This is a genomic window from Chelatococcus sambhunathii, from assembly GCF_001418005.1.
Lineage (GTDB): Bacteria > Pseudomonadota > Alphaproteobacteria > Rhizobiales > Beijerinckiaceae > Chelatococcus_A > Chelatococcus_A sambhunathii.
This window is the reverse complement of record NZ_LIOL01000008.1, coordinates 1-16,314: the sequence shown is the minus strand read 5'-3', so window position 1 is coordinate 16,314 and position 16,314 is coordinate 1. Positions and strand designations below refer to the sequence as shown.

19 protein-coding genes are annotated in these 16,314 nt (G+C 68.1%); 1 reads left to right on the top strand and 18 read right to left on the bottom strand.

Annotated elements, in window-relative coordinates:
- Position 1: 1 nt before the first annotated feature.
- From ASC46_RS21305 to ASC46_RS14940, 11 genes are all read right to left on the bottom strand, one after another.
- Complete coding sequence (locus ASC46_RS21305) at positions 2-625, bottom strand: hypothetical protein (RefSeq protein WP_055460118.1); 624 nt, start codon at positions 623-625, stop codon at positions 2-4.
- A complete protein-coding gene (sctJ, locus tag ASC46_RS14985) occupies positions 625-1,476 on the bottom strand; it encodes a type III secretion system inner membrane ring lipoprotein SctJ (RefSeq protein WP_055460117.1) in 852 nt (283 codons plus the stop codon). The genes ASC46_RS21305 and sctJ overlap by 1 nt, the downstream gene beginning before the upstream one ends.
- 3 nt (positions 1,477-1,479) lie before the next feature.
- Positions 1,480-1,890, bottom strand: coding sequence for a hypothetical protein (locus ASC46_RS14980; RefSeq protein WP_055460116.1), 411 nt, complete (start codon positions 1,888-1,890; stop codon positions 1,480-1,482).
- 63 nt (positions 1,891-1,953) lie between these two features.
- Positions 1,954-2,154, bottom strand: a complete 201-nt coding sequence (locus ASC46_RS14975) for a hypothetical protein (RefSeq protein WP_055460115.1) — start codon at positions 2,152-2,154, stop codon at positions 1,954-1,956.
- Positions 2,155-2,284: 130 nt separating this feature from the next.
- Positions 2,285-2,887 carry a hypothetical protein gene (locus tag ASC46_RS14970; protein WP_055460114.1) on the bottom strand — a complete coding sequence of 201 codons (603 nt, stop codon included), beginning with the start codon at positions 2,885-2,887 and terminating at the stop codon, positions 2,285-2,287.
- Positions 2,888-3,144: 257 nt separating this feature from the next.
- A complete protein-coding gene (locus ASC46_RS14965; RefSeq protein ID WP_055460113.1) occupies positions 3,145-3,981 on the bottom strand; it encodes a purine-nucleoside phosphorylase in 837 nt (278 codons plus the stop codon).
- Positions 3,982-3,985: 4 nt separating this feature from the next.
- Complete coding sequence (locus tag ASC46_RS14960) at positions 3,986-4,393, bottom strand: cytidine deaminase (protein ID WP_055460112.1); 408 nt, start codon at positions 4,391-4,393, stop codon at positions 3,986-3,988.
- Between the two features lies 1 nt (position 4,394).
- The gene (locus ASC46_RS14955; protein WP_055460111.1) at positions 4,395-5,363 is read right to left on the bottom strand and encodes an ABC transporter permease; all 969 of its coding nucleotides are present in this window, start codon (positions 5,361-5,363) and stop codon (positions 4,395-4,397) included.
- Positions 5,364-5,366: 3 nt separating this feature from the next.
- A complete protein-coding gene (locus tag ASC46_RS14950; protein ID WP_055460110.1) occupies positions 5,367-6,494 on the bottom strand; it encodes an ABC transporter permease in 1,128 nt (375 codons plus the stop codon).
- Positions 6,491-8,026 carry an ABC transporter ATP-binding protein gene (locus ASC46_RS14945; protein WP_055460109.1) on the bottom strand — a complete coding sequence of 512 codons (1,536 nt, stop codon included), beginning with the start codon at positions 8,024-8,026 and terminating at the stop codon, positions 6,491-6,493. The genes ASC46_RS14950 and ASC46_RS14945 overlap by 4 nt, the downstream gene beginning before the upstream one ends.
- Positions 8,027-8,048: 22 nt before the next feature.
- The gene (locus tag ASC46_RS14940; protein ID WP_055460108.1) at positions 8,049-9,047 is read right to left on the bottom strand and encodes a BMP family lipoprotein; all 999 of its coding nucleotides are present in this window, start codon (positions 9,045-9,047) and stop codon (positions 8,049-8,051) included.
- Between the two features lie 177 nt (positions 9,048-9,224).
- On the opposite strand from ASC46_RS14940, the gene moeB reads away from it, so the two are divergent.
- On the top strand, positions 9,225-10,028 hold the full coding sequence (moeB, locus tag ASC46_RS14935) for a molybdopterin-synthase adenylyltransferase MoeB (protein WP_055460107.1): 804 nt from the start codon (positions 9,225-9,227) through the stop codon (positions 10,026-10,028).
- A gap of 3 nt (positions 10,029-10,031) precedes the next feature.
- Here moeB and ASC46_RS14930 read toward each other — a convergent pair whose 3' ends face one another.
- The 7 genes from ASC46_RS14930 to ASC46_RS14900 form a co-directional block, all read right to left on the bottom strand.
- Positions 10,032-10,328, bottom strand: a complete 297-nt coding sequence (locus ASC46_RS14930) for a hypothetical protein (RefSeq protein ID WP_055460106.1) — start codon at positions 10,326-10,328, stop codon at positions 10,032-10,034.
- A gap of 161 nt (positions 10,329-10,489) precedes the next feature.
- On the bottom strand, positions 10,490-12,916 hold the full coding sequence (gene pheT / locus ASC46_RS14925; protein ID WP_055460105.1) for a phenylalanine--tRNA ligase subunit beta: 2,427 nt from the start codon (positions 12,914-12,916) through the stop codon (positions 10,490-10,492).
- Positions 12,913-13,314 carry an endonuclease domain-containing protein gene (locus tag ASC46_RS20910; RefSeq protein ID WP_072249517.1) on the bottom strand — a complete coding sequence of 134 codons (402 nt, stop codon included), beginning with the start codon at positions 13,312-13,314 and terminating at the stop codon, positions 12,913-12,915. Before ASC46_RS20910 ends, pheT begins: the two co-directional genes overlap by 4 nt.
- 164 nt (positions 13,315-13,478) lie before the next feature.
- On the bottom strand, positions 13,479-14,561 hold the full coding sequence (gene pheS / locus ASC46_RS14915; protein ID WP_055460103.1) for a phenylalanine--tRNA ligase subunit alpha: 1,083 nt from the start codon (positions 14,559-14,561) through the stop codon (positions 13,479-13,481).
- 186 nt (positions 14,562-14,747) lie between these two features.
- Positions 14,748-15,110 carry a 50S ribosomal protein L20 gene (rplT, locus tag ASC46_RS14910; protein WP_019403890.1) on the bottom strand — a complete coding sequence of 121 codons (363 nt, stop codon included), beginning with the start codon at positions 15,108-15,110 and terminating at the stop codon, positions 14,748-14,750.
- 33 nt (positions 15,111-15,143) lie between these two features.
- A complete protein-coding gene (rpmI, locus tag ASC46_RS14905; RefSeq protein WP_019403889.1) occupies positions 15,144-15,344 on the bottom strand; it encodes a 50S ribosomal protein L35 in 201 nt (66 codons plus the stop codon).
- A gap of 632 nt (positions 15,345-15,976) precedes the next feature.
- Positions 15,977-16,314, bottom strand: a 338-nt coding sequence (locus ASC46_RS14900; RefSeq protein ID WP_055460102.1) for an IS5/IS1182 family transposase, incomplete at its 5' end; no start/stop codon positions are given.

The window sequence follows — 16,314 nt, the reverse complement described above, 5'->3', positions numbered from 1 at the left end:
TTCATCCTGCTGCCTGACGATAGAGCCCTGGCCCGATTTCCCCGAAGGGATCGGGAACCGGCCCGGGCGTGATCGCCCCATCCTCGAATTTGAGCATCAGCCGCCCCGCCACCGCTGCCGGGAGCTGCGCGACCCATGCCAGAAAGCTGTACCAGCCGTCGCGCGCCACAACCTCCGCCGCACCGGTGAGGTCGTCGAAGCGCAGGCCCTGCGCCCCGGCGGCCCGGTTGGCGAGGCCGAAGGCGATGAGATCGCCGTCAAGCGACCGGCGCAGCGCTTCCACGTCCGGGGCGAGAACCACGTTGGCGATGGCGTCCGCCCAATAGAGCGCACCGGCGCGAAGAGCGGCAGCCGTGAGCTCGTGCGGCCCGCGCACGGCGATCGACCGATCGACGTCCGCGCAGTCGAGCGCGGCGCCGGCCGGCGGCACGAGACCGGCGGTGTCGAGCAATGCCGTCAGCCGCGCAGCAAAGCGCGGTTCCGCTTGAAGCGCGGCGCAGAGGTCCGGCGTCATGGCCCCGCCGAGCGTCTCGGCCAAACGCCGCGGATGGGCATAACCGCCGGGCAGGCGCAGAAAGGCGCACCACCGGCTCTCATCCTCGCTGACGGGGGCGGGCATCGTCATCACGCCGCCTCCCGCGGCAAGACGGCCCCCTGCCCGGCCTCAGGGGGCCTCTCGGCCTCCCGCCGCGTCGTCCCCAACGCGTAGACGCTGGACCGGCTCCGCCAGACCGCATAGCCGAGCCCGGCAGCAAGGACCGCGATGGTGAGCGCGGCGAGGCTCATCAGCAAGCGGGCCCAGCCGAGGCTGTCGGGACGCAGCCACATGCCGAGGAAGGAGACCGGTGCTGCCTCCGCTAGCGTATCCGGCCGCTCCGGCGCGGGGACGAGCACGACGGATACCCCGTCATAGGTGAGCCCGGCAATACCGTTGGCCACCAGCGTCTTGATCTGCGGCACATATTCGCCCATCGGCACGCCCGCCCTGTGCCGGATGAGAACAGAGGCGGAGGCCGGCGTGGACGCGTGCTGCAGCGGGGCATATTCGGGCAGGACGATATGCACCCGCGCCGACAGGACGCCGTCGATCTCGCCCACCGACCGCGACAGTTCCTCGCTCAGGGCATAAGTCATGCGCGCCCGCTCCTGCAGCGGCGAGGCCACCAGCCCTTCCGGCTTGAAGACCTCGCCCAGCGTGGCATGCGCGCGACGGGGCAGGCCATTGTTCCTCAGGATATCGAACGCGCGTGCGAAATCGCGGCCGCCGACGGAGACGGTGATGCGACCCTCCTTGTCGGCGCCCCGGCTGGCGGCGATGCCATGGTGCTGCAGGGCCGCGACGATCTCGTTGGCCTGCCGCTCGTCGAGATTGCCGTAGAGCTCGGCCTTGCAGGCCGCGACGGCGAGCGCGAGCGCAATGGCGGCTGCGATGCGGAGCCGGCACGGGCGGGACGACGAAGCGGGCACGACCGGCATGGCTCAGCCCCTCAGCAGCATCTTCAGCGTGCTGATCAGACCCGTGAATGCTGCAATGATGAGCTGCATCGAGAGGTGATGCTGCCGCTCCTCGCCAGCCTGTTCCTTGATCTTCTCGAAGAAGGCGTTCGCGTCCCCCTCAGCCCGGCCGGTATTCACCTCGCCGGACAGATCCGCATCGTTGCGCCGCCGCTCGAAGAAGGGCAGAATGCCGTCACGCACCGCCCCAACCACAGCCGGCAGACCGTCGCCCGCGTCGGAGGATGCCTGTTTGGCTGCCCAAAGCGTCTTCACCTCGTTCAGCGACCACTGAAATGCCTGCACCGGCTGCGTCGGCTCGGCTGGATCGAGCGGCTTCACGGCGTCGCCCAGAAAGCCGCTGATGGCTGAAGTAGCGTTCATGACCAGTTCCATGGCGAAAGCGGATGCGCCGTCGGCTGCCGGATGGCGCGCAGAAGAAGTCGGATCGACGTCGGCTCACTCTCTTCCGTCGCCGGGCACGGCGGGTGCCTCGGCCGAACGAAGCATGGCGAGCGGAGCGGCATTCGCGGTGTCGCCCGCCCTGGGACGCTCATTCTTTGCCTGCTCGATGAAGATCTGCATCTTTTCAATAAGTTCCTGATCGAGCCCGCCGGACTGTCGCCGCTCCAGTTTGTCGATCCCGCGCATCTCGTTCATGCTGCCTCGCTTCCCCGCAATTTAAGATAATGAATACAATCGATTACAAGGATCATACCGGCGACACCCCGCCGGGCGACAGTCGCTACGGGCATAACTCTGTCTACACGCGCCACGAACAATCGAAAGATCACGACGAACTCTCAGCACCGGCGCGAAAGACCCGAACACGTGCCTCCGGCGTGCCCCCCTTCATCAGCGACGCCAGCGTCTGGCGCACCAGGGCTCGGTAGACCGGCGGTCCGGAAATCGAAAGGACGCTCCGCCCCTGCGCGAGGCGGACGGGATAGCGCGCGTCGGCCACCCCGAGTTCGCGCAGCGCTTTCAGCAGCTCCTCCGGGGAAGCCGAGCCATATTCGACAATCTCCGTCCGCTGTTCGTCGCTCGACGAGATGTGCAGCGTCGTGCCGTCGTAGTACCAGGAGAGCCCGAAACGGCCGCACAGGTCGTCGAGATATGTCCGCGGCGCCGCGGGCATGATGCCGCCGCGCACGCGGCCCCGCACGCGGTCGCTGAGCTTCACCGGAATGCGCATGTGGTTGCCGAACTCCGTCAACACGTCCCGGACATCCTCGTCGAGCGCGATGTAGTCATAGGACAGGGTGGGCCACGCAGGCTCGGTGGCCCACGCTCCCGGTGCAGCAAGCCCCGCAATCACGGCGGCCAAGGCTGCCCGCCGGTAGCGCCGCGCGCGCAACATGCGAACGCCTGCGCTCCATCCGTGCACGATCATGGTCGTTCCTTCCCGATCGCGGCAAAGCGATCGATGTTCGCGGCGCGCCACGCTCGCGCCGGATGGTCCGGGCCCGCGGCCGCGAGCCGCACTGCATTCAGCTCATATAATTGGATGGCGGATATCTACGATCGCCGGATGGATATGAGAATAGAGACGCCGGTGAATTGATTATTCAGGGCATCGTGCAAAGTAGATGCGAGGATGGACTTGCAGAGAGTGCCTGTTGAAGGGCATCAAGCGCCAGCCGCCACCTCTCACCGCTCGTCACGCGTCGCGAGGAAGGCCCGCAGCAGCCGCCGCAGCGTCACGGCGGCGAGGGTTGCGACGTCCTTCGTCTCGCCGTGGCTCGGGGTCGCTCCCTCGAGGCCGGCGGCCAGGTTTGTCACCACCGACAAGGCCGCGACGCGCAGGCCGAAGCGGCGGGCGAGGATGACCTCGGGCACAGTCGACATGCCGACGAGATCGGCGCCGACCATACGGGCCATACGAATCTCCGCCGGCGTCTCGAAGCTGGGCCCCGAGAACCACATGTAGACGCCGGAATTGAGGGTGATGCCGGCCGTCTTCGCCGCCAGCATCATCCGCTTGCGCAGCATCTCGTCATAGGCGTGCGTCATGGGCACGAAGCGCCCATCGCCGGTGTCGCCAATGAGCGGGTTGAGACCGGAATAGTTGATGTGGTCCGTGATCAGGGCGAGGCTGCCGGGGCGGATATCCGCCCGGAGCGAGCCGGCGGCATTGGTGAGCACGAGCGGCGGGCTGCCGAGCCCGGTCAGGAGATTGATCGGCGCGCGCATGACGGCCGCATTGCCGGTCTCGTAGTAATGCGCCCGCCCCCCGTAGATGAGGACCCGCCGCCCCTCGACGCGGCCGGCGATGAGCCGCCCCGCATGGCCCGAGACGCCGCTGACCGGAAAGCCGGGAATGTCGGCATAGGGCACCTCGCGCGCCTCCTCGACATCCTCGACGATGTTGCCGAGGCCGGTGCCAAGCACCAGCGCGGCGTCGAAGGGCCCCGCGATGCCGCGCTCCGCAAGCAGGCCGAGGGCCTCGTCCCGCAGCTTCACGTCGCTCTCGGCCGTTCCGGTCATGGCCTCACCCGTCGTTCGTCAAATTGTCCGGCCCGAAGGACAAGGGCAGCAGTTCCCCGAGCGTGAAGCTGCGCCGCAACCCTTCCGGCCCGCAGACATGCACGGGCGTATCCTCGCGCGCGAATTCGCGCAAGCGCTGCCGGCAGGCGCCGCAGGGCGTGACGAGCGCCGTGCCCTCGCCCACCACGAGGGCCGCTGCAATGCGCCGCCCGCCTGCCGCGATCATGGCGGCGATGGCGCCGGCTTCGGCGCAGGAACCGACCGGGTAGGACGCGTTCTCCACGTTGCAGCCGGCGAAGATCTCGCCGCCCGGCGTCGCCACGGCGGCCCCGACGGCGAAGCGCGAATAGGGCGCATAGGCCTTCTCGCGCGCCGCGCTCGCCGCGCGGAAGAGGTCGTCGAGGAGGCTCATCTCACCGCTCCTTGACATAGGGGATGCCGGAAGCCCGCGGCGGCACCGCCCGGCCGATGAAGCCCGCGAGCAGGACGACCGTCATGAGATAGGGCAGCGCCTGGATGGCCTGCACCGGCACTCGGCCGATGACAGGCAGCGGCACGCCCTCGATGCGGATGGCCACCGCGTCGAGCAGACCGAAGAGCAGGCAGGCGCCGAGCGCCGGCCAGGCTCGCCACTTGGCGAAGATGAGAGCGGCGAGCGCAATGAAGCCCTTGCCCGCCGTCATGTGCGGCAGGAAGCCGGCGGCCTGCGCCAGCGCGAGATAGGTGCCGCCGAGCCCGCACAGGAGGCCGGCAAGGACCACCGCGGCATAGCGCAGCCCGGCGACGGAAATGCCAGCCGTGTCAACCGCGGCCGGGTTCTCGCCGACCGCTCTGAGGCGCAGGCCGAAACGCGTGCGCGCCAGCGTCCACCATGTGGCGATAACAGCAAGAATCGCGAGATAGACAAGCAGCGAATGGCCGGACACGACCTCGCGGTAAAGCGGCCCGAGCAAAGGAATGCCCGACAGCGCCTCAGCGCCCGGCAGCGTGATCTCGCCGAAGCGCGCCGCCCCGTCCACCGGCGGGGTGCGCCCGCCCTGGTGATACCAGGCATTGCCGACGATTGCCGTCAGGCCTGCCGCCAGCATGTTGATGGCGACGCCCGAGACGATCTGGTTGCCGCGCTGGCTGATGGCCGAGAAGCCGTGCACCAGTGCGAACGCGACGGACGCCGCAAGGCCGGCGAAAAGCCCCGCGATGGCCGATCCGCTCGCATGGGCGGCGGCGCCCGCCGCGAAGGCGGCGACCAGCATCTTGCCCTCGAGCCCGATGTCGACAACGCCCGAGCGCTCGGACCAAAGCCCTGCGAGGCAGGCGCACAGGAGCGGTATGGACAGCCGCACGGCCGAATCGAGCACGGCGAGGAGCGAGACGAGGTCCATGGCTCACCCCTCCTCGGCCGTGCGCACGCGCCGCGCCGCCACAAACCCCGTGCCGAGTGCGACAAGCCGCGCCGCAAGGCGCCTGAACAGCCCCTCGAGCGCGCCGGCGAACAGAACGATCACGCCGCCGATGACGACAACCATGTCACGGGTGATGGCCGGCATGTCGAAGGCGAGTTCCGCCCCGCCCTGGTAGAGCACGCCGAAGAGAAGCGCCGCGAAGATGACGCCCGCCGGATGCGCACGGCCCATTAGCGCCACGGCGATGCCGACGAAGCCGTAGCCGGAGGTGAACTCGAGCAGCAGCCGGTGCTGCACACCCATGAGCTCGTTGACCGCGAGCCCGCCGGCGAGCGCGCCCGACAGGGTCATGGCCACCATGATCATGCGCGCCGGCGAGATGCCGGCATAGACGGCGGCGGAGGGATTGGCGCCGACGGTGCGGATGGCGTAGCCGAGGCGTGAGCGGTAGACGAGCGCCCACACGCCTGCCGCCGCGGCGAGGGCGAGGAGAAAGGTGAAGTTGAGCGGCGAGGTTGGCGCCGCGATGCCGAGCGCCCGCAGCGCCTCGTGCACATAGGGGATGACGGCGTGGCGCGCGAAGGCGCGCGTCTCCGTGACACCCCGCTCGCCAATGACATTGACGACGAGATAGACGATGAGCGTCGCGGCGAGGAAGTTGAACATGATCGTCGTGATGACGATGTGGCTGCCCCGTCGCGCCTGCAGGTAGCCGGGCACGAAGCCCCACAGCGCGCCGAAGGCCGCCGCGCCGAGGATGCCGGCAGGGATGAGGAGGACACCGGGCAGGAAATCGGCGTAGAGGCAGACGAGGGCCGCGCCGATGCCGGCGACCGTCGCCTGCCCCTCGCCGCCGATGTTGAAGAGGCCGGCGTGATAGGCGAGCGCCACGGCAAGGCCGGTGAAGATGAAGTTCGTCGTGTAGTAGAGCGTGAAGCCGACGCCTTCGACCGAGCCGAGGCTGCCGGCGATCAGGAGGCGCGTCGCCGTGAACGGGTCTTCCCCGATGCCCGCGACGACGAGACCGGCGACCGCGAAGGCCGCCGCGACGCTGAGCGCCGGCACGAGGATGACGTCCGCCCAGCGCGGCAGGTCGATCGGCGTGCTCATGCCCGCCCCTCCACGCCCGCCATCAGGAGGCCGAGGTCGCGCTCGTCCGTCGCCTCCGGCCGCCGCTCGCCGGTGATGCGCCCGCCGCACATGACGAGGATCCGGTCGGCGAGGCTCATGATCTCTTCGAGCTCCACGGAAACGAGAAGAACGGCAACCCCGGCGTCGCGCAGCGCGATCAGCCGGCGGTGGATGAACTCGATGGCGCCGATATCGACCCCGCGCGTCGGCTGGCCGACGATCAGCACCTTCGGCGCCCGCTCGATCTCTCGCGCCAGCACGATTTTCTGCTGGTTGCCGCCGGAGAATTTCGAGGTCTTCAGCAGCGGGTCGGGCGGACGCACGTCATACGCCGCCATCCTGTCGGCCAGGTGGGCGATCATGCGGCCGCGTTCCAGCAACAGGCCGCGCCCGTAGGCCGGATCGTCGGTGAAGCCGAGCGCGGCGCTCTCATAGGCGGGAAAGGCCGGCACGAGCCCGGTGCGCAGCCGGTCCTCCGGCACGTGCAGAAGGCCCAACCGGCGCAGGTTATGCGGCGTATGCGCCTCGCGCGTCAGCACCGTGCCGTCGAGCGCGATGGTGCCGAGCGTCGGCCGTCGCATGCCGGCGATCGCCTCCATGAGCTCGCTCTGACCGTTGCCGGCAACCCCGGCGATGCCGACGATTTCGCCGGCCCGGACGGTGAAGGACACCTCCGCTACGCGCAGGCAGTCTCGCTCGTCGACGACGGAGAGGTTCTCCACCGCGAGCCGCGGCTCACCGGCGGCAAGCGGGCGCTTATCCACCCGCAGCAGCACCTTGCGGCCCACCATGAGTTCGGCGAGTTCGGGCGGGGATGTCGCGGCGGTGTCGAGCGTGGCGACCATCTGCCCGCGGCGCATCACCGAGACCCGGTCGGTCACCGCCATGATCTCCTCGAGCTTGTGCGTGATGAGGAGCACGGTCTTGCCTGCCTCGCGCAGCGTGCGCAAGAGGCCGAAGAGCGCCTTCGCCTCCGGCGGCGTCAGCACCGCTGTCGGTTCGTCGAGGATGAGCACATCGGCGCCGCGATAGAGCGCCTTCAGGATTTCGACGCGCTGCTGCAGGCCGACCGGCAGGTCGCCGACGCGCGCATCGACGTCGACGGCAAGGCCGTGGTCGGCGGCGAGGCGGTCAAGCTCCGCCCGCGCCCGGGCGAGGCCCCGGTCGAGAAGCGCCCCGCCCTCGGCGCCGAGCATGACGTTCTCGACAACGGAAAGGCTGTCCACCAGCATGAAGTGCTGGTGGACCATGCCGATGCCGAGGCGGATCGCATCAGCCGGGCTGCGGATGCGGGCCGGCGTGCCGTCGACACGGATCTCGCCGCCATCGGCCTCGTAGAAGCCGTAGAGGATCGACATCAGCGTCGACTTGCCGGCGCCGTTCTCGCCGACGATGCCGTGCACCGTGCCCCGCGCCACCGAGAGGTTGACACGGTCGTTCGCCCGCACGGGCCCGAAGCGCTTGTCGATGTCGACGAGTTCGATCGCCGGAGGCTCGACCGCTGCGCTCATCACGCGTGACGACCCTGGCCGCTCAGACGGGGCATTTGTTGTCGGAGCGATAGTCGTGCACCTTGATGGTACCGGCCTTGATCTCCTCGGCAGCCTTGTCGACCGCCTCCTTCATCTCCGGGGTAATGAGCGAGCGGTTGTTATCGTCGAGCGCCCAGGCCACGCCCTCCTCAGCGAGCCCCAGGTTCACGACGCCAGACTGCCATTTTCCGTCCTTGGCATCCATGAAGGTCTTGTAAGTCGCCGTGTCGACGCGCTTCAGCATCGAGGTCAGCACCTTGCCCGGGTGCAGGCCGTTCTGGTTGGAATCGACGCCGATGCCGAGCTTGCCGGCATCGGCCGCCGCGCGCAGCACGCCGATGCCGGTGCCGCCGGCGGCGTGGTAGACGACATCGGCGCCACGGTCGATCTGGCTCTTGGCAAGTTCGCCGCCCTTCACCGGGTCGTTCCAGGCCGCACCCGTCGTACCGGTCATGTTCTGGAAGATCTCGGCCTGCGGGTTGGCGTGCTTGACACCCTGCACGTAACCACAGGCGAAGGCGCGAATGAGCGGCACGTCCATGCCGCCGACGAAGCCGACCTTACCGGTCTTCGAGGCCATCGCCGCCAGCATGCCGACCAGAAAGGAGCCTTCCTGCTCCTTGAAAAGGATCGACTGCACGTTCGGCCGCTCGACCACCATGTCGATGATGGCGAACTTCAGGTCGGGAAATTCGCCGGCCACCTTCTCTACCGCGCTTGCCTGGCTGAAGCCGACGGCGACGATGGGGGAATAGCCGTCGCGCGCGAAGCGGCGCAGTGCCTGCTCGCGCTGGGCGTCGTTTTGCGGCTCGAAATCGCGATAGGCGACACCGGTCTCGGCCTTGAACTTCTCGGCGCCGTCATAGACGCCTTCGTTGAAGGATTTGTCGAACTTGCCGCCGAGGTCATAGACGATGGCGGGCTTGAAATCCTGCGCGAGCGCGGCTGCGGCGCTGGCGGCGAGACCGGCGAGCGCGAGGCCGAGGGTCCTGAAACGCATGGAAGCTTCCCCTTCGTGGCATGCGGGCGTCGGCTTCCTGGCCGCGCCCGCTTGGCATCTACGATGGCACGGCTCGGCAGCGGATTCCAAGAGCCGCCCGACCCGCCCGGCAGGCACCATGCACAGCCATCACCGCGCCGCCTTCCGGCCCGCCGCGCCCGGGGCTATTGTCGCGCCATGACGAATGCTGCCAGCCTGTCCCCCGAAGAGATCGAGCGCTATGCCCGCCACATCGTGCTGCGCGATGTCGGCGGCCCCGGGCAACTGAAACTGAAGAAGGCGCGCGTTCTCGCCATCGGCGCCGGCGGGCTCGGCGCGCCGCTGTTGCAATATCTCGCCGCGGCCGGCGTCGGCACGCTCGGCATTGTCGATGACGACGTCGTCTCCCTGTCCAACCTCCAGCGCCAGATCATCCACGGCACGGCGGACGTCGGTACGCCGAAGGTCGACAGCGCCGCCGCGGCCATCGCCCGGCTCAATCCTCATGTCACCGTCGCGCGCCACCCGCTGCGCTTGAATGCCGAGAATGTGCGCGCCCTCGTCGCGGCCTATGACGTCGTTGCCGACGGCTCCGACAATTTCGCCACGCGCTATGCCGTGGCGGATGCCTGCTATTACGAGAAAAAGCCGCTCGTCACGGCGGCGCTCGGCACCTTCGACGCGTCGCTGACGACGCTGCGCCCCTTCGAGCGCGGCCCGGACGGCACGCCCAACCCCACCTACCGCTGTCTCTTTCCGAGCCCGCCGCCCCCCGGCACGGTGCCCACCTGCGAGGAGGCCGGCATCCTCGGCGCGCTCGCCGGCGTCATGGGCTCGCTGATGGCTCTCGAGGTCATCCGCGCCATCGTCGGCTTCGGCGAGCCGCTCGTCGGCCGCCTGCTGATGGTCGATGCGCGCTCCATGCGCTTCGAGACCCTGACGTACGGATGGGACCCGGAGAACCCGCTGAGCGGCACGGCGGCCGTCGCCGCCGACGGCTGAACTTCAGCGCTTGCCGGGCGTCACGTCGAAGATGACGAAGGCCTTGCCGTCCTTGCGGCGGCCGGAGGAAACGGCGCCCTTCATGCCGCGCGCCGGCGCTGCCCGCTGCGCACTTTCCGCCGCGGCTTCTCCTGCCGGCACGAAATTGCGCTGCCCCTGCCTGGGGCCGAAGGAGGCTAGACAGGCGTTGTAGGCGAGCGGCTCGTCGATCCGCTCGCAGTCCGCGATCGTGCGCGGCTTGCCCTGGGCCAGCGCGGCGCAGGCAAGGCAGACGAGGGCGAGGACGGCGAGAAGGCGCACGACGTTCGGCTCCGGAGACGGCCCCTTATACAGGGCGCAACAGCCGGAGCGCCACACCTCGCTCCCCCCGCTTGCGGCGAGGAGGGAGACAGGTCGCTCGGCTCCGAAGACTCGATCGCGCCTATCCGGCACAACGAGAGACGCGGGCCAATGATGCCGCCCTATCCCCTGAGCGTCGCCCCGGTCTTCTTCGCCACCTGCTCGACGATCTTCGCCGAGACGGCCTCGATCTCAGCATCGGTGAGCGTCTTGTCGGTCGGCTGCAGCGTCACGGCGATGGCGACGGACTTCTTGCCCTCGCCGACGTGCGGCCCCTCGTAGACGTCGAAGACCGTGACGTCGGTGACGAGGTTGCGGTCGGCCGCACCGGCCGACTTGACGATCTCCGCCGCCGCGACCTCGCGGTCGACAACGAAGGCGAAGTCGCGCGTCAGCGGCTGGAAGTCGGACAGGGCCAGCTTCGGCTTCATCTTGGTCGGCTTCGCCTTGGGCGCCGGCAGCGCATCGAGCGTCAGTTCGAAGGCGACGAGCGGACCCTTGATGTCAAGCGCCTTCAAGATACGCGGGTGAAGCTCGCCGAAGGCGCCGATGACGGCCTTCGGGCCGAACTGCAGTGTCGCCGAGCGGCCCGGGTGGTACCAGTCCGGACCGCCGGGCACGATCTGCAGCCCGCCCGTCGGGATGCCGAGCGCGGCGAGCAGCGCCATGGCATCGGCCTTGGCGTCGAAGACATCGACGGGCTTCGCTTCGCCGTCCCAGCGGCGGCCGACGCCCTCCGCCCGTGCCGTGCCGCGGCGCAGGGCGCAGGCGACGATCGTCTGCCCTTCCGGCTCGTCGGAGGCGAAGACCTGGCCGACCTCGAACAGCGCGACGTCCGGATGGCCGCGGTCGGCGTTCTTCTGCGCCGCCCTGGCGAGGCCCGGCACGAGGCTCGGCCGCATGTCAGACAGCTCGGGTGCGATCGGGTTGGCGAGCGCGAGGCGCGGATCGCCGCCGCCGAACAGCCCCGCCTCGGCCTTGCCGATGAAGGACCAGGTGACGGCCTCCACGAGCCCGCGCGCGGCGAGCGTGCGCTTGGCGAGGCGTGTGCGCTTCTGCAACAACGTCAGCACGGGCTTGGCGACCGCCGCCTCGAGTCGGGGGAAGGGCACGGCCGGCACGTTGTCGAGCCCGGTGATGCGCATCACCTCCTCGACGAGGTCGGCCTTGCCCTCGATATCCGCCCGCCACGACGGCGGCATCACCTCGACGACGTCGCCCGTGCCGGCGACGAGGAAGCCGAGCGCTTCGAGCGTACCGCGCATAGTCTCGGCCGGCAGGTCGAGGCCGGTGAGGCGCTTGACCTCCGCATAGGGGAAGGCGAGCGCCCGCCGGGTATCGGGAATGGTGCCGGCGAGCGTCGCCTCGCTCGCCTCGCCGCCGCACAGGTCGAGCACCATCTGCGTCGCGAGCGCGAGGCCCGGCTCGCAGAAGGCAGGATCGACCCCGCGCTCGAAGCGGTAGCGCGCGTCGGAGACGATGCCGAGCTTGCGCCCCGTCTGGGCGATGTTGAGCGGGTCCCAGAGCGCCGACTCGATCAGTACGTCGGTGGTCGTCTCGTCGCAGCCGGAATGCTCGCCGCCCATGATGCCGCCGATCGATTCAACGCCGTTGTCGTCGGCGATGACGACCATGGACGGGTCGAGTGCGTAGCTACGCCCGTCGAGCGCCAGCACCTCCTCGCCGTCGCGCGCATGACGCACGACGAGGTTGCCCGTGACCTTCTTCGCGTCGAAGACGTGCAGCGGCCGCCCGCGGTCGAAGGTGATGTAGTTGGTGATGTCGACGAGGGCGTTGATGGGCCTGAGGCCGATGGCCTTCAGGCGCCGCTGCAGCCACGCGGGCGACGGGCCGTTCTTCACGCCGCGCACGAGGCGCAGCGCGAAGGCCGGGCACAGGTGCGCGTCTTCGCCCGTGAAGGCGAGCGAGACGGAGACCGGGCACGGGCCTTTGCCGGGAACGGCCGCGACCGCCGGCGTCTTCAAACGGCCGAGGCCCGCGGCGGCGAGGTCGCGTGCGATGCCGGCGATGCCGAGCGCGTCGGCCCGGTTCGGCGTCACGGCGATCTCGATCACGGGATCGTCGATGCCCGCATAGGCCGCGAAGGGCTGGCCGACCGGCGCATCCTCGGGCAGGTCGATGATGCCCTCGTGGTCGTCCGACAATTCGAGCTCGAAGGCCGAGCACAGCATGCCGCGGCTCTCGACGCCGCGGATGGTGCCGACCGTCAGCGTGATGCCCTTGCCGGGAATGTAGGTGCCGGCCGGGGCGAAGACGCTCTTCATGCCAGTGCGCGCGTTGGGCGCGCCGCAGACGACCTGCACCGGCGGCTCGCCGCGGCCGGTGTCGACCATGCAGACGCGGAGCCGGTCGGCATTGGGATGCTGCTCGGCCGAGACGACATGCGCGATGACATAGGGCGCGAAGAGCGCCGCCTTGTCCTCCACTGCCTCGACCTCGAGGCCGATGCGGTTGAGCGTGTCGGCGACGTCCTGGACCGTCGCGTCGGTATCGAGGTGGTCCTTGAGCCAGGAGAGGGTGAACTTCATGAGACAGCTCCACCAGAACCGCCCTCGGTGAGGCGGGACACGGAGGAAGGATGGCGGTGAGCGACGGCAGCCAGGATGGTATCGAGGACGCTGTCGAATTCGTTCAGCACCTGCCCATTCCAGAAACGCAGGACGCGGTAGCCCTGCTGTTCGAGCCAGGTGTCACGGGCGGCATCCGCCGCGCTGCGGACCTCGAAACCGTGCTGTGCACCGTCCACTTCGATGACGAGACGGGCCTCATGGCAAACGAAGTCCACGATGTAGCGGCCGACGGGCGCCTGCCGGCGCACGTGCAGGCCGTGGAAGCGGTGGACCGTCAACGCATGCCAGAGCTTGCGTTCAGCCGGTGTGAGGTCCCGGCGCAGGCGCCTTGCCCGGTCGCGTTGCCCGTTGCGCACGCCGATGTCCTCCCGCGGATCCCCTCCCCCCTCGTGGGGGAGGGTTAGGGAGGGAGGGAAGCCGCGCGCCATCCAGATCGAAGCCTTCGAGCGGCGGTACCGCCCCCCCTCTCCAGCTCTCCCCCACGAGGGGGGAGAGGGCAGCACCATCCCGGCCTCGGCCATCACGACGACAGCCCTCCGGCCAGCGTCGGCAGGTCGAGCGGGCGGAAGCCGTAGTGCGACAGCCAGCGCACGTCCGCCTCGAAGAAGGGACGCAGGTCCGGCATGCCATATTTCAGCATCGCGATGCGGTCGATGCCCATGCCCCAGGCGAAGCCCTGGTACTCGTCCGGGTCGAGCCCGCAGTTGCGGAGCACGTTGGGGTGCACCATGCCGCATCCCAGGATCTCCAGCCAGTCGTCGCCCTCGCCGAAGCGGATCTCGCCGCCCTTGCGCGAGCACTGGATGTCCACCTCCGCCGACGGCTCGGTGAAGGGGAAGAAGGAGGGGCGGAAGCGCATCTTCACCTGGTCGACCTCGAAGAAGGCCTTGCAGAACTCCTCGAGGATCCACTTCAGGTGGCCGATGTGGGAGGACTTGTCGATGACGAGCCCCTCCACCTGGTGGAACATCGGCGTGTGCGTCTGGTCCGAGTCGCAGCGGTAGGTCCGGCCCGGGATGATGACGCGGATCGGCGGCTTCTGGCCGAGCATGGTGCGGATCTGCACCGGGCTCGTGTGCGTGCGCAGCACCTTGCGCTCGCCGTTGTCGTCAGGCGGCAGGAAGAAGGTGTCGTGCATGTCCCGGGCCGGATGGCCGGCGGGGAAGTTGAGCGCCGTGAAGTTGTAGAAGTCGGTCTCGATGTCCGGCCCCTCGGCGATGGAGAAGCCCATGTCGGCGAAGATCGCCGTCAGTTCGTCGATGACCTGCGAGATGGGGTGGATGCGCCCGCGCGTCTGCGGCCCTTCCTGGAGCGGCAGCGTGACGTCGACGCGCTCGGCCGCGAGGCGCGCGGCGAGTGCCTTCTCCTCGAGCTTGGCCTTGCGCTCGGCGATGGCGGCATTGACACGGTCGCGCAGGCCGTTGATGAGCGGGCCCTTTTCGCGCCGCTCTTCTGGCGTCATGGCGCCGAGCGTCTTCAGGAGCTCGGAAACGCTGCCTTTCTTGCCCAGCGCGGAGACGCGCACGGCTTCGAGCGCGGCCTCGTCCGCCGCGGCGGCGACGGCGCCGATGAGCGTGCGTTCGAGAGTAGGAATATCGGTCATCGGTCCCTCGGGGTGGTTACCGCTTGTCGGCAACGGCCGAAGGACCGTCAAGCCCTCGGGCCGCGATGAGGCGAGCGGCGCAGGGCGCCGCTCATCGCTTCCAGGGCCTCGGTAGGGCGGATGCGCTGCTGCGGCACGGCCGCGGGGCGGGATCGGATGATCCTGCCCCGGCAGGCGCCACAGGCATCAGGCTGCGGGCAGCGCAGCCTTGGCTTTCTCGACGATCGACTTGAAGCTCTCCGGCTCGCGGATGGCGATGTCCGACAGAACCTTGCGGTCGATCTCGATCCCGGCCTTGCCGAGGCCGTCGATAAATCGGCTGTAGGTCAGGCCGTGCTCGCGCACCGCAGCGTTGAGGCGCTGGATCCACAGGGCGCGGAACGTGCGCTTCTTGTTCTTGCGGTCGCGATAGGCGTACTGCATCGCGCGATCGACAGCCGCCTTGGCGGTGCGGATCGTGTTCTTGCGGCGGCCGTAGAAACCCTTGGCGGCCTTGAGGACCTTCTTGTGTTTGGCGTGAGCGGTCACGCCACGCTTGACGCGGGCCATGAGCTAATCTCCTGGAACTGGGGGCGTTTGGCTTCAGCCGTTGGGCAGGAAGAACTTCTTGACGTTCTTCGCGTCGCCCTCGAAGAGCACGGTGGTGCCCCGCTGGTTGCGGATGAACTTGTTGGTCCGCTTGATCATGCCGTGGCGCTTGCCGGCCTGCGCGGCGATGACCTTGCCGGTCCCGGAGATCTTGAAGCGCTTCTTGGCGCTCGACTTCGTCTTAAGCTTGGGCATTTTGCTTCCCTTGTCCGCCGCTGCCGGTGCCTTCACGAAGCCTTTGCCTCTCGCGGACAATCCCGCGAGCCCGCTCCCCGAACGGCGCCGATCACCGGCCCATGTGCTCGAAAGCGCTGCAGACCGCCACGGCAGCCCGTAACGAGCCGGGCGATCTGAACGAGGCCGGGCTTATGCCAGAGATGGACGAGAAAGGCAATGGGTGCCGTTCACGCGGCGGAAAAGATCGCCATCGTGCGATCGGATGTTTCATTCAACCCCGCTACGGAAGGTAGGGTCTCGCTCTATTCCCAGCGAATGCCCGATTTTGTCATGAACGATTATTTGTTAAGCCTTTCTACAAATGCGTGGAGACACCCCCATGGACAGAGCCCGCACCACGTTGGTCGACGGAGCACTGGCAGCAAGCCCCGTAGCTGTAATATACTTCAGCGGATGGGCATATATTACATCATATATCGGCCAGTTTGGCATAGACGCCACTCAAATCGATATCACACTTCCCGTTGTTTTGGTTTATTCATTCATACCTCTGAAATCAATCTGCACAATAACTATAGTAGCAATCATGCTACTTCTTATGTCGATGCCATATATATTAGAGAATAATAAAATTGTCAGGGACGTAAATTTTAGGCCGTAGACTCATAACCGCGTAGCCAGATGCGGATGGACGCGAGCTTCACGGCGGCGAGGAAGTTTTCCGCCGTCTTGTCGAAGCGGGTGGCGATATGGCGGAAGTGTTTGATCTTGTTGAAGAAGCGCTCGACGAGGTTGCGCGCCTTGTAGAGGTGCCTGGAGAAGCAGATCGGGTCCTTGCGGTTGCGCTTGGGCGGGATGTTCGCCCATGCGTTCCGCTCGGCGACGGCAGCGCGCAGGTCGTTGGCGTCGTATCCCTTGTCGGCCAGCAGCATTGAGCCCGGCGCGAGATGCCCGATCAGGTCTTTGGCACTCGCGAGGTCGCTGGCTT

Excerpts from the sequence above, each read along its gene's own strand:
- ASC46_RS14970 (WP_055460114.1), bottom strand. The coding sequence starts at position 2,887 with ATGATCGTGCACGGATGGAGCGCAGGCGTTCGCATGTTGCGCGCGCGG.
- rplT (WP_019403890.1), bottom strand. The coding sequence starts at position 15,110 with ATGGCCCGCGTCAAGCGTGGCGTGACCGCTCACGCCAAACACAAGAAG.
- rpmI (WP_019403889.1), bottom strand. The coding sequence starts at position 15,344 with ATGCCCAAGCTTAAGACGAAGTCGAGCGCCAAGAAGCGCTTCAAGATC.
- pheS (WP_055460103.1), bottom strand. The coding sequence starts at position 14,561 with ATGACCGATATTCCTACTCTCGAACGCACGCTCATCGGCGCCGTCGCC.
- pheT (WP_055460105.1), bottom strand. The coding sequence starts at position 12,916 with ATGAAGTTCACCCTCTCCTGGCTCAAGGACCACCTCGATACCGACGCG.
- ASC46_RS14940 (WP_055460108.1), bottom strand. The coding sequence starts at position 9,047 with ATGCGTTTCAGGACCCTCGGCCTCGCGCTCGCCGGTCTCGCCGCCAGC.
- moeB (WP_055460107.1), top strand. The coding sequence starts at position 9,225 with ATGACGAATGCTGCCAGCCTGTCCCCCGAAGAGATCGAGCGCTATGCC.
- ASC46_RS14945 (WP_055460109.1), bottom strand. The coding sequence starts at position 8,026 with ATGAGCGCAGCGGTCGAGCCTCCGGCGATCGAACTCGTCGACATCGAC.
- ASC46_RS14975 (WP_055460115.1), bottom strand. The coding sequence starts at position 2,154 with ATGAACGAGATGCGCGGGATCGACAAACTGGAGCGGCGACAGTCCGGC.
- ASC46_RS14950 (WP_055460110.1), bottom strand. The coding sequence starts at position 6,494 with ATGAGCACGCCGATCGACCTGCCGCGCTGGGCGGACGTCATCCTCGTG.
- ASC46_RS14980 (WP_055460116.1), bottom strand. The coding sequence starts at position 1,890 with ATGGAACTGGTCATGAACGCTACTTCAGCCATCAGCGGCTTTCTGGGC.
- ASC46_RS21305 (WP_055460118.1), bottom strand. The coding sequence starts at position 625 with ATGACGATGCCCGCCCCCGTCAGCGAGGATGAGAGCCGGTGGTGCGCC.
- ASC46_RS14965 (WP_055460113.1), bottom strand. The coding sequence starts at position 3,981 with ATGACCGGAACGGCCGAGAGCGACGTGAAGCTGCGGGACGAGGCCCTC.
- sctJ (WP_055460117.1), bottom strand. The coding sequence starts at position 1,476 with ATGCCGGTCGTGCCCGCTTCGTCGTCCCGCCCGTGCCGGCTCCGCATC.
- ASC46_RS14955 (WP_055460111.1), bottom strand. The coding sequence starts at position 5,363 with ATGGACCTCGTCTCGCTCCTCGCCGTGCTCGATTCGGCCGTGCGGCTG.
- ASC46_RS14960 (WP_055460112.1), bottom strand. The coding sequence starts at position 4,393 with ATGAGCCTCCTCGACGACCTCTTCCGCGCGGCGAGCGCGGCGCGCGAG.